The 11,623-nt window shown below is 39.9% G+C and carries 10 protein-coding genes and 1 other annotated feature; of the genes, 5 read left to right on the top strand and 5 right to left on the bottom strand.

The window, feature by feature from the left end; genetic code table 11:
• Window positions 1-151 precede the first annotated feature (151 nt).
• Both E6139_RS13035 and E6139_RS13030 read right to left on the bottom strand, forming a co-directional pair.
• Window positions 152-1,360, bottom strand: coding sequence for an NAD(P)/FAD-dependent oxidoreductase (locus E6139_RS13035; RefSeq protein ID WP_316403505.1), 1,209 nt, complete (start codon window positions 1,358-1,360; stop codon window positions 152-154).
• A gap of 15 nt (window positions 1,361-1,375) precedes the next feature.
• On the bottom strand, window positions 1,376-2,278 hold the full coding sequence (locus E6139_RS13030) for a prenyltransferase (protein ID WP_316403504.1): 903 nt from the start codon (window positions 2,276-2,278) through the stop codon (window positions 1,376-1,378).
• 181 nt (window positions 2,279-2,459) lie between these two features.
• Between E6139_RS13030 and E6139_RS13025 the strand changes: the two genes are divergently transcribed.
• From E6139_RS13025 to E6139_RS13005, 5 genes are all read left to right on the top strand, one after another.
• Entirely contained in the window at window positions 2,460-3,434 is a 975-nt protein-coding gene (locus tag E6139_RS13025; RefSeq protein ID WP_316403503.1) for a polyprenyl synthetase family protein, read from the top strand.
• A 154-nt stretch (window positions 3,435-3,588) separates the two neighbouring features.
• Window positions 3,589-4,158: a glycerol-3-phosphate responsive antiterminator gene (locus tag E6139_RS13020; RefSeq protein WP_316403502.1), complete on the top strand. Its 570-nt coding sequence runs from the start codon at window positions 3,589-3,591 to the stop codon at window positions 4,156-4,158.
• 181 nt (window positions 4,159-4,339) lie between these two features.
• On the top strand, window positions 4,340-5,788 hold the full coding sequence (locus tag E6139_RS13015) for an NAD(P)/FAD-dependent oxidoreductase (RefSeq protein WP_316403501.1): 1,449 nt from the start codon (window positions 4,340-4,342) through the stop codon (window positions 5,786-5,788).
• A gap of 1 nt (window position 5,789) precedes the next feature.
• Window positions 5,790-7,052, top strand: a complete 1,263-nt coding sequence (locus E6139_RS13010; RefSeq protein ID WP_316403500.1) for an NAD(P)/FAD-dependent oxidoreductase — start codon at window positions 5,790-5,792, stop codon at window positions 7,050-7,052.
• Window positions 7,049-7,402 (top strand): DUF1667 domain-containing protein, encoded by a 354-nt coding sequence (locus E6139_RS13005; protein WP_316403499.1) that lies wholly within the window; start codon window positions 7,049-7,051, stop codon window positions 7,400-7,402. Before E6139_RS13010 ends, E6139_RS13005 begins: the two co-directional genes overlap by 4 nt.
• Window positions 7,403-7,459: 57 nt before the next feature.
• Here E6139_RS13005 and pheT read toward each other — a convergent pair whose 3' ends face one another.
• From pheT to E6139_RS12990, 3 genes are all read right to left on the bottom strand, one after another.
• Window positions 7,460-9,877, bottom strand: coding sequence for a phenylalanine--tRNA ligase subunit beta (pheT, locus tag E6139_RS13000; RefSeq protein WP_316403498.1), 2,418 nt, complete (start codon window positions 9,875-9,877; stop codon window positions 7,460-7,462).
• A gap of 6 nt (window positions 9,878-9,883) precedes the next feature.
• On the bottom strand, window positions 9,884-10,927 hold the full coding sequence (pheS, locus tag E6139_RS12995) for a phenylalanine--tRNA ligase subunit alpha (RefSeq protein WP_316403497.1): 1,044 nt from the start codon (window positions 10,925-10,927) through the stop codon (window positions 9,884-9,886).
• Window positions 10,928-11,010: 83 nt separating this feature from the next.
• Window positions 11,011-11,207, bottom strand: a binding site (T-box leader).
• 47 nt (window positions 11,208-11,254) lie between these two features.
• Complete coding sequence (locus E6139_RS12990; RefSeq protein WP_316403496.1) at window positions 11,255-11,599, bottom strand: helix-turn-helix domain-containing protein; 345 nt, start codon at window positions 11,597-11,599, stop codon at window positions 11,255-11,257.
• Window positions 11,600-11,623: the final 24 nt, after the last annotated feature.

The raw sequence follows: 11,623 nt of genomic DNA, 5'->3' as shown, positions 1-11,623 counted from the left end.
AGCCTTTATTTTTTTGTCCTGAATTTCGAAAGAAATCAGATAAAAAGACGTCCCAAACTCAAATTACGAGTTTGGGACGTCTTTTGTCTACAGTCTGAGCACTCGAAAAATTTCGAGTGCTTTTTCTTTCACCGAATAACCTGTTTTCGATTTAGTGATAGAAATCAAAACGGCCTTTTGCCATAACTTCCTTAACTCCTCCTGTCTCAAAGAGTGAGCGGTCCATAATCGCTTTCTTAATGAAAGAAGCCGGATATGCAGTTACTTCAGTACTACCGACAACTCCAAAGGCATGAGTATTTCCTATTGAAGCCACTGAACCTAATGATTTAAAGGAGAATGGTTTACTAGGTTGTCCCTTCATTTGATTTAATATATCTTTGCCGGCATAAGACCCCATCGCTAACGCAATTTGTGCCGTAGTTGGATAAGGGCGATTACTGGCTGGATCCATGACTGCTGACACATCACCCAACAGATATACATCATCATGATTTGGATCAGTCAGATTTGGTTTTACCATGACACGTCCACGACGTTCTTCAAAACCTGAGTCGCCGATGACGTGACTGCCGCTGACGCCGGTTGTCCAAACAATCGTTTTCGCTTTAAGCGCCACAAGGTCATTTTCATCTTCCTTAGAATTTTGATAGATAACCGCCCCTGGCTCCACTTTTTTAATTGGTTTACCAGTTAATAGTTTAACATCCCATTTGTCCAAATATTTCAGACAGTATTGTCCTAGTTTATCACTAAACATTGGCAAAATTTTATCGACTGCTTCCACACAATAAATTTGAATATCCTCTGGTTTTACGTTTGCGATTTTAGCGAACTCTTTGCTGCCCTCAACAAGCGCTCCAACCAGTTCAATTCCTGTGAAACCTGCTCCACAGACAACGATTCGTAAATATTCTTCGTTTTGTGTTTCTTTATATTTTTCCATTTGCTCAAGGATGTGTTTGTGAACTTGATCCGCTGTTTTCACGTCAACCATTTCTAGAGAGTTTTCCTTCACCCCTGGTATTCCAAATGATTCAGATTGGAAACCTAAGGCAACGATTAAATAATCATATTTAAGTGTCTGATTTTCTAAATAAACCTCTTTTTGATCAGCAGCAATTTTTTCTACAGTATCCATGATAAATGTTGTTTTACTTGGGTTGACTACATCTTCGATCTTATAGCAAATTTTTTCATCTGGTTGGGTACCAGCCGCAACTTCATGGAGACTTGTTGATTCATAATGATAATCATTGCGGTCTACTAAAGAGATATGGATGTCTGCTCCTGATTTTTGCAATACATGTAAGGCCCGCAATCCTGCGTAGCCTGCGCCTAAAATGACGATTTCTTTCATTTTCTGTTTCCTCCTTTAAAATAAGAACGTCAATGCGAAACTGAGTACCTGTGCAACAGCCCCTACTGCTAGGATCTTTACTGCACAAATAAAGGTCTCGCGTTTGACTTGTTTTGTAAGAAATATTTGAACCTGTTTATAAATGAATGGCGCCGCTAGAAATGTTCCCAACATTGTCCATGGGGCAATTCGAATGAGCACCGAAAATAGAATGGCTAGAAAAGCTGCAATATTCAATCCAATGAACAATTGGATTGATCGCTGTTTTCCTAAATAATGAACCAATGTAAAGCGATTGTTCTTTTCGTCTTCTTCTAAATCACAGATATTGTTTGCCAGCATCAAATTTGCTATCCACAATGTATTTGGAAGTGAGATCAGAAAAATCTCACTCAGATTATTAAAGCTCCATCGAAAAACCTCATACGTATTAAGGTAAACACACAGAATCGTAATCATGAATCCCATAGTTAATCCAGAGAAAACCTCTCCAAATGGCAGACTCGACAAAGGTTTTGGACCCGACGAGTAAAAAATTCCTACACCATAACAAAATAACCCCATTAACAAAAAAGGCCATCCGACTACAAGAGACAAACCGATTCCAATCAGTGCCGAAACAATGATCATTCCCACCATCATTCGGAAAACTAATTTTAAATCCAAGTTTTCTCTCCCAATGATATTGGTTTTTTCTCGATAGTCGTGAATTTCCGTCGCATGGTGATAGTCATTGTAATTGTCTAAAATGTCGACAGCCATATTAAAAATGAACATTGCGACAAAATAAAACAGGACTAGACCTAAATGAAGTTTGTGAAAATTATACAGGCTAAAACAAATCCCAATAAAAAAAGGCAGGACACTCGCAGTTTTCGCTTTAAATTCTACGAGCTCCAAGAAAACGGTTAAATTCATCTCACCCAACTTTCTCAATTTTCTTTTTCGTATTCATTATGCTATTTTTATACTTTTTGTTCAAAGGATTTGCTTATCTGTCATGTGTTAGTTCTCACGAAACGCTAATTAAGCATTCTAGTAGTCTTTACGTGAAGCATGCGCTAAAATGGAATTGAAAACGTTGTAAGAAGGAGCACCCATGTTAGACTATTGGAATGAATACCCCAAAATACAGGAAAATCTAATCCAAGTTAAGAAATTGATCTCACAAAGACTTGTTATTAATAATAAATCGATTGAAGAGGCCATCACAAAATTTTCTTCTACAGGGGGAAAAATGATTCGTCCGGCACTCTTCTTTCTTTTCGCTGATTTTGGAGAAAAAAAAGAGCACGAACAATTAATAAAAATCGCAGCTTCACTTGAATTGCTGCATTCTGCAACACTTGTCCATGATGATATTATCGATGACTCGCCTACTCGCCGCGGGATGCCGTCGATCCAAACGCGCTTCGGTAAAGATGTAGCAGTTTACACTGGAGATTTTATGTATACTAGTTATTTTGAACTACTAGCCGAATGCATGAGCCAAACCCCTTTTCTGCTTAAAAACGCTCAAGCGATGAAGAAAGTTTTACAGGGGGAATTGACCCAAATGACTTGTACTTTCAATGCCGATCAGACCGTTAGCGATTACTTACGAAACATTAACGGTAAGACTGCGGAACTTATTCGACTAAGTTGTCATGAAGGTGCCTATTTTGGTGGGGCTGACAAAAAACTGCAATCACGAGCTAAACGCATCGGATCTGCAATAGGTCTAGCCTTTCAGGTTTATGATGATATTTTGAATTTTTCGCTAGAACTAGGAAACGATCAGAAACCTATTCTAACTGATGTTCAGCAAGGGATTTTTACTCTGCCCTTACTGATTGCACGTGACAACCATCCTGAAATCATACGCCCCTACTTAGAAAAGCCTGAAGAGTTATCTCGACAGGATTTGATTCAGTTAGCTATTTATGTAGATAGCCTTGGCGGGATTTCCGGTTCCTTATCATTTGCGGAAAAGCTAACACAAAAGGCATTAGATGAAATCCATCAATTACCTGATAGTAAAAGCAAAGAAGTTTTAGTTATCGTAGCCAAGCAATTGTTGGAAAGAACTTATTAATTTCATCCGTGTATGATTACCGCTATCCACTGACACTCAGTGGATTTTTTTATGTCTTGTTTCTTTTTATGCTGGAATAGATATAAAGAAGTCTGTTTCTTACTTTTTTCTCGTGGTAAAATAAATAGTGAGAAAATAAAAGGAGTTCATAGGGATGAACATTCATGAATTGTACCAAAAATTAGAGCTTTCCCCAGTAATCGCTGCTGCAAAAAATGAAGTTGAACTTGAAGCAGCGATTAATTCTGAAGCTGAAGTAATTTTTATTCTCCAATCCCATCTGATGGAGTTGGCAAATCTGTCTAAGAAAATTAAAACTAGTGGAAAAGTAGCTATTTTACATGCCGATCTAGTCAAGGGGCTATCATCTGATGAAAAAGCAATTGACTATATTAAACAATCTACCTCCTTTGACGGCATTATTTCTACCAAACCTGCGATCATTCGTCATGCTAAAAAACATCGATTATTAACGATCCAACGTTTCTTTCTCTTGGACTCTTCTGCTCTAGAAAACGTTGACCGCCAATTAAAATATACTGAAGCAGATTTAGTTGAAGTTCTTCCAAGTGTTTCACCAAAAATAATCAAAGAGCTGGTCAACCATTCAAAAAAACCGGTAATCGTTGGTGGTTTGATTCGCGACAAAGAAGACATTATGGGTGCTTTGGGAGCAGGAAGTCTCGCTGTCTCAACAACAGCAAGCACGATTTGGTCAATTTAACGATTGTTGAACGTTTATAAAGGTGTTATAATACAGATAACTAAATAACTGCTAGAGATAAAAAGAGTATAGCTGCAAACGTCAACAAACATTGGCGTTTGTTTACTGTACTCTTTTTTTAGTGCTTTCTGGAGGGAACAGTAATCGGAAAATAACTCAAAATAATTGGGAGGAAAAATCTATGTATGATGTAACTGTAATCGGTTGCGGAATTGTTGGGTCTGCAACTGCCTATGAACTAAGCAAGTATCAGCTGAAGACTTTAGTTTTAGAAGCCGAGAATGACGTCAGCTTGGGAGCAACTAGAGCTAATAGCGCCATAATGCATGCAGGCTTTGACCCAGAACCTGGTTCCTTGATGGCAAGACTGAATGTCGAAGGAGCAGAACGTGCGAAAGAACTATGTCAAAAGCTATCTGTCCATTATAATCAAATCGGCTCTCTTGTTGTCGCTTTTTCAGAGGAAGAGTTGGCTCTCATTGAGACACTTTATGAACGAGGCATCAAAAATGGCGTGAAAGATCTTGAATTGTTGGATCAAGAAGCACTCCATCAAAAGGAACCTAATCTTTCACATGAAAGTTTAGGTGCTCTGTACGCACCTACTGCGGCCATCGTAAACCCTTGGGAGTTTTGCTTAGCGTTAGCAGAAACCGCTGTAAGGAATGGTGTTGATATCGCTTTGAGTAACCGTGTTCAGGATATCAAAAAGATCAATGGCGGTTATGAGATCACGACCAATAAAACCACCTATCAAACGAAATATGTATTCAATGCTGCTGGTGTCCATTCGGATGATATTCATAACTTGGTTGCTGAACCAAATTTCAAAATCACTCCAAAACGGGGAGAGTATTACCTCTTGGATAAATCTGAAGGAACTGTTGTGAATCATGTTATCTTCCAATGTCCATCCAGTATCGGAAAAGGGGTTCTGATCAGTCCGACTGTTCATGGAAATTTGGTTGTCGGGCCAAATTCCGAACCTGTCCTTACCGAAGACTTGGACAGCGGAAAGGATACTGAAAGTACAATCGCCGGATTAAAACTAGTTTCCGACTTGGCTAGAAAATCGGTGCCTGACCTAAATTTACGTCAATCAATTCGCAATTTTTCTGGAGTTCGCGCGAATAATTCTACTGGAGATTTTGTTTTGCAAGAAGCAGCCACAGGATTTATAGATCTGGCGGGTGTCAAATCTCCTGGTCTTACCTCCGCACCAGCCATAGCTCTATATGGAATTGAGATGTTAGAAAAGTCGGTCGAAGAGTCATTCACACGAAAGGACTCGTTTATTGATTTCCGTGAAAAAGTAGTGTTTGATGAACTTTCTTTAGATGAAAAAAATCAGCTCATCTCCCAAAATAATGATTATGGCAGAGTAATTTGCCGTTGCGAGACGATCACAGAAGGAGAAATCAGAGCTGCAGCCCACTCCCCTATCCCTCCTGTTTCTTTGGATGGAATCAAGCGCAGATGTAATGCTGGTATGGGACGTTGTCAAGGAGGATTCTGCGGTCCACGGGTTGTAGAAATTTTGGCTGACGAACGTAATAAATCACCACTAGATATTCTCCAGGACCGTGAAGGCAGTTATATTCTTGTAGAAGCAACTAAAGGAGGTCGTTAAAATGCATGACTTAATCGTAATCGGCGGAGGGCCAGCAGGCTTAGCAGCGGCTGTTGCTGCTTATGAAAATGGTATCAAAGATATTTTGATCATTGAGCGCGACCAGCGACTGGGAGGCATTTTGAATCAATGTATCCATAATGGGTTTGGTCTTCATTATTTTAAGGAAGAATTAACAGGACCTGAATACGCTGCTCGCTTCATAAAAAAAATCCAAGAAACAGACGTCAAGGTTCTGTTAGATACGATGGTTTTAGAAGTATCTGAAGAAAAAGAAGTACACGTCGTCAATAAAGAGCAAGGGTATCAGATCCTAAAAACAAAAGCAATTGTTTTTGCCATGGGCTGTCGTGAACGGACACGTGGCGCTATTGGTATCGCTGGCAGTCGCCCAGCTGGCGTCTTTACTGCTGGAGCGGCTCAACGCTATGTCAACATGGAGGGCTACCTTGTTGGAAAGAAAGTCATTATCTTAGGCTCCGGTGATATCGGTTTAATTATGGCTCGACGTATGACTCTAGAAGGCGCAGAAGTTTTAGCCTGTATCGAAGTAATGCCGTATTCGGGCGGGTTAACGAGAAATATTGTTCAATGTTTGGATGATTACGATATTCCCTTGTATCTATCCCATACAATTACTGAAATTCGCGGAAAAAATCGTGTTGAACAGGTTGTCGTTGCAGAAGTCGATGAGAAACGTCAGCCTGTCGCAGGCACAGAGCAAACATTTGACTGCGATACAATCTTACTATCAGTCGGTCTGATACCTGAAAATGAATTAAGCCGTGATGCAAATCTAGATCTCGATTTGAAAACAAATGGTCCTTTCGTTTATGAGAATATGGAGACCTCTATACCAGGGATTTTCGCTTGCGGAAACGTGGTCCATGTCCATGATTTAGTTGATTTTGTAACTGAAGAAAGCATCAAGGCTGGAACTGCAGCCGCCACTTATGTTCTTGAGGAAGAAAAAGAACTATCAAACGCCATTTCAGTAAAAAATGGCGATCACGTAACCTATGCGGTTCCCCAAACCATCCGAAAAGAAAATATCGACCGTAGAGTAGAAGTTTTCTTCAGAGTCAATCAAGTGTTTGATGATAGTCAGATTCTAATCAAATCAAAAGGGGAGGTTTTAGCAAAACAGAAGAAAAGCTACATCGTACCTGGAGAGATGGAAAAAGTTAAATTGTCGAAAAAAGTATTGGAAAAAGTCACTGATGGTGATTTGGAGATCTGTGTCGAGGAGGTGTCCAAGAGATGAAAAACTTTATTTGTATCATGTGCCCAAAAGGCTGTCATCTAACCGTTGATGAAACCAAAGATTATCAGGTGACCGGCCACAGCTGTAACAAGGGCGTAAAATATGGCAAGGCAGAAGCCACAAATCCAATTCGAGTGGTCACTTCTACTGTTCTCGTAAATGGCGGTAGTTCTCATCTTTGTTCGGTAAAAACTGCAGATGGTATTCCAAAGAAAATGGTTTTGGAGGCAATGAGAGAAATCAACCAAGTTAAACTGCAAGCTCCAGTCAAAATTGGCGACGTAGCAATCAATAACCTTCTGAATACAGGAGTCGATGTTGTTGTAACCAGCGAATCACAAGCAAGTTAATTTCAAAAAAACTCCTCAAAGTTGACTTTTGAGGAGTTTTTTATATCTATCTGTACATTAACGAATGATCGCTTGAACCTTTTCTTCTAACTTCTTAGTAACTTTACTCATAATGTGATTGATTTCTTCATCAGTTAAAGTTGCCTCAGAATTAACGAAGGTCAAATTGTACGCCATCGATTTTTTGCCCGACTCGATATTTGCACCTTGATACACATCGAACACCTGCAAATCAGTCAAGAATTTGCCAGCAGCAGATTTAATCACCGCTTCAATTTCAGCGTTCGTACTTGCTTCATCCACCAACATCGCAATATCACGACTAACCGCAGGATATTTAGAAACTGCTTCAAAAACTAATGGCGCTTTTTCCAGACTGATCAGTGCTTCTAAATTCAACTCAGCTGCATAGGCTGATTTAAGTTCATAGCTTGCTGCCAGTTTGGGATGAACCTGACCGACAAATCCGATCAGTTCTTCTCCTAAATAGATACCAGCTGTTTGGCCTGGATGCATCTCTGTCATTTTGATTGCTTTAAAAGAAATGTTCTCAGTGAGACCTAAGCCACCGACTAACTCTTCTACCATCCCTTTAATCGTGTAGTAATCACAAGCTTCTGCTTTACCAGTCCAAGATTTATCTACAATATTACCAGTAACAGCGATTGCGACATGGTTTTGTTCGATCGGCAAATCTTTTTTCGGATCATTGTTTTGATAGAAAACATGACCGATTTCATAAAAAGCGACATCATTATTCTTGCGTGCCACATTATAAGCTAAATCTTCTAATAAACCACTAATCAAATTTAGACGCATGGTTGATCGTTCTTCACTCATTGGCCAAGCAACCCGAGTCACTTTGCTTTCATTCACTAAAAATTGTTGCGCCTTATCTTCTGTTGTTAAAGCATAGCTAATCGCTTCTGATAATCCAGCACCTTCTAATAAGTTACGTACTTTTTTTACTGCCTTTTGTGCTTCAGTCAGATAACCTGCAACAGTTTGCCCTTCTGGTAGAGTAGACGGCAAATTATTGTAGCCATAAATACGTGCGATCTCTTCCATCAAATCGGCTTCAATCGTAATATCCCAACGACGTGGCGGTACACTGACAGTTGTCACGCCATCCTTCACTTGAGTTTCAAAATTCAAAGCTTGGAAAATATCGTTGATTTGCTCTTGCGTTAATTCAGTACCTAAGAAGCGATTAACCTTCTCAAGGGTAGTACTCACTTCGACATTTTGAGGATGAACTTCACTGCCTTTAACTCCGCCTTGCAGAACTTTACCGCCAGCTAGTTCAGCAATCATAGCTGCAGCTACCTCACCAGCCAAACTTATTTCACCTTGATTGATTCCCTTTTCAAAACGCATTGAGGACTCACTGCGTAAATTGTAGCTTTGAGAAGTACGTCGAACTAAAGTGTGGTCAAACATCGCTGCTTCCAATGCAACTGTCGTTGTTTCATCAGAAATCTCTGAATCCAAACCACCCATAACACCTGCTAAAGCGACTGGAATTTCACCATTAGTGATTACGATATTTTCAGGATTCAACGTTCTTTCTACACTATCTAATGTTGTGAAAGGTTCATTTTCTTTGGCGCGGCGCACCATGATTTCCTTACTTCCTAATTTATCATAGTCGAAGGCATGTAACGGTTGCCCGAAAAGCAGTAAAATGTAGTTCGTCACATCAACCACATTGCTGATAGGACGAATTCCTTCATTCATCAAACGATTTTGTAGCCATTGTGGACTAGGACCGATTTTTACGTTTTCGATGATCCGAATTTCATAATGTGGCGCATCATTTTCATCAGTCACAGATACGCTGATCTTATCACTAGCCTTTTCTGCTGATTCTCTTAATTCAACGGATGGAAATTTCGCTTCCTTGTTGTAAATAGCTGCAACCTCATGGGCCACTCCCCGGATACTTAATGCATCCGCTCTATTAGGCGTAATTGATAGATCAATGATTATATCATCCATTTCCAAATATGGGAAAACTGGTTCGCCAACGATGGCATCTTCTGGCAAGTAGTAAATTCCTTCAGAGTATTCTTTAGGAATCACTGAATCACTATAGCCAAGCTCTTGCAATGAGCAGATCATACCATTAGAAACTTGTCCGCGCATTTTGCCTTTTTTGATTTTTACATTGCCTGCAATCCGCGAACCAGGTAATGCCACAATAACTTTAACTCCTGCTTTAATGTTTGGAGCACCACAAACGATTTGTGATAATTCTTCTTCACCCACATCAACTTGACAGATCGAAAGATGATCCGAATCAGGATGCGGAATACATTCTTTTACATCACCAACAACGATTTTCTTCAAACCATCCGCTGGAGATTCCAAGCCTTCGACTTCGATTCCTGTTAATGAAAGGCGATCTGCTAAATCCTTTGGCGCGATATCCTTAATATCTACATATTCATTTAACCATTTATATGAAACTAACATTGTTTCTTACTCCCCCTTGAATTGTTCCAAGAAACGAACATCGTTTTGATAAAAACTTCGAATATCATTTACACCGTAACGCAGCATTGCGATCCGGTCTGGACCTAAGCCAAAAGCAAAGCCAGAATATTCTTTTGAATCGATTCCTGACATTTCTAAAACATCTGGATGAACCATGCCGGCACCTAAAATCTCAATCCATCCTGTGTGCTTGCAGACATTACAGCCTTTACCACCACATTTAAAACAGCTGACATCGACTTCTACTGAGGGTTCGGTGAATGGGAAATAACTAGGACGCAAACGAATACTACGATCTGCACCAAACAATTCTTTCAATAACACTTCCAGCGTTCCCTTCAAATCCCCCATTGTAATACCTTTATCGACAACTAAACCCTCGATCTGATGGAACTGATGACTATGAGTCGCATCATCCGTATCACGGCGGAAAACTTTCCCCGGGGAAATCATGCGTAGTGCGCCTTTTGAAAAATCATGCTTTTCCATCGTTCGAGCTTGAACAGGTGATGTATGGGTACGTAATAAAACATCATCGGAAATATAGAATGTATCTTGCATATCCCGTGCCGGATGATCTTTTGGCAAGTTCATTCGTTCGAAATTGTAGTGATCAGATTCGATCTCTGTTCCTTCGATTACTTGATAACCCATTCCAACAAAAGTATCTTCGATTTCTTCCATTATTTGTGTCAATACATGACGGGTGCCGTGACTTACTTTTTTTCCTGGCAAAGTAACATCTAGTGACTCCGCGACTAATTGTTTTTCTAAAGCTAGCTCGGTCAATAGTGCTTTACGTTCTTCCACAGCATTTGTTAAAAGATCACGGATCTCATTCGCGAAGGCTCCAACTTTCGGACGTTCTTCAGCTGAAAGATCTCGCATTCCTCGCAATACTTCTGTGATCGGGCCTTTCTTTCCTAACGTCTCCACACGAATCGTTTCAACGGCAGACAGTTCTTCTGCAGCTTCGATTTTGGCTAACGTCTGACTCTTTAGTTCTTCTAATTGCTCTTGTAAACTCATTGTTTTCTTCCTTTCCCTATTACTAAAGTGAAAAAATCCACTTAATATCCAATAAAAATAAACACAAAGAAACCTCGCTCCTATAAAGGAACGAGGTTTCGCGTTACCATCCTAATTCGCCAATTGATCTGGCGCTCTCACTTCTTTAACGGCTTGACCGGTCTTATCGACAAGCTCCAGAAGTGAACTTCATCTTTTTTCTTCTTAGTCTGCTTCCAGTCAACGACAGACATTCCCTTTAAGATCTAAAAAGACTACTCTTTTCTATCAACGCTTTTTAAAATATTCAATTGACTATCCCAATACTACAAGAAATCAAAAAAATTATCAACTACATTCTGCATCTGTAATCCAAGTGTCGCCCCATTGATGGATTTCTTTCATCACTGTTTCTAGAGCTTCACCTTTTTTAGTCAAGCAATAATCCATGCGCTTTTGGCTTCCGCAGGCAACCACGCGACCGACAATACCTTCTGCCTCTAATTCCTTGAGTCGCTCCGTTAAGACCCGATCACTGACATCTGGAATCATCGCAGCAATATCGACAAATCTTTGAGGACCGCCTTCTAATAATACATCAATAATTAAACCGTTCCATTTTTTGCCTAAAATTTGAAATCCTTTCTCAAACTTTGGACAGAGTGAAAAGTCCATTACCTCTACTTGTTCCATCTTCCTCACCTCGATAGGGAGAGT

It is taken from the genome of Enterococcus sp., from assembly GCF_032555305.1.
Lineage (GTDB): Bacteria > Bacillota > Bacilli > Lactobacillales > Enterococcaceae > Enterococcus_A.
This window is presented reverse-complemented; position numbering and strand designations above follow the sequence as displayed.

What these genes read in the sequence shown, in the direction of transcription:
- E6139_RS13035 (WP_316403505.1), bottom strand. Translation starts at nt 1,360, where the DNA reads ATGAAAGAAATCGTCATTTTAGGCGCAGGCTACGCAGGATTGCGGGCC.
- E6139_RS13030 (WP_316403504.1), bottom strand. Translation starts at nt 2,278, where the DNA reads ATGAATTTAACCGTTTTCTTGGAGCTCGTAGAATTTAAAGCGAAAACT.
- E6139_RS13025 (WP_316403503.1), top strand. Translation starts at nt 2,460, where the DNA reads ATGTTAGACTATTGGAATGAATACCCCAAAATACAGGAAAATCTAATC.
- E6139_RS13020 (WP_316403502.1), top strand. Translation starts at nt 3,589, where the DNA reads ATGAACATTCATGAATTGTACCAAAAATTAGAGCTTTCCCCAGTAATC.
- E6139_RS13015 (WP_316403501.1), top strand. Translation starts at nt 4,340, where the DNA reads ATGTATGATGTAACTGTAATCGGTTGCGGAATTGTTGGGTCTGCAACT.
- E6139_RS13010 (WP_316403500.1), top strand. Translation starts at nt 5,790, where the DNA reads ATGCATGACTTAATCGTAATCGGCGGAGGGCCAGCAGGCTTAGCAGCG.
- E6139_RS13005 (WP_316403499.1), top strand. Translation starts at nt 7,049, where the DNA reads ATGAAAAACTTTATTTGTATCATGTGCCCAAAAGGCTGTCATCTAACC.
- pheT (WP_316403498.1), bottom strand. Translation starts at nt 9,877, where the DNA reads ATGTTAGTTTCATATAAATGGTTAAATGAATATGTAGATATTAAGGAT.
- pheS (WP_316403497.1), bottom strand. Translation starts at nt 10,927, where the DNA reads ATGAGTTTACAAGAGCAATTAGAAGAACTAAAGAGTCAGACGTTAGCC.
- E6139_RS12990 (WP_316403496.1), bottom strand. Translation starts at nt 11,599, where the DNA reads ATGGAACAAGTAGAGGTAATGGACTTTTCACTCTGTCCAAAGTTTGAG.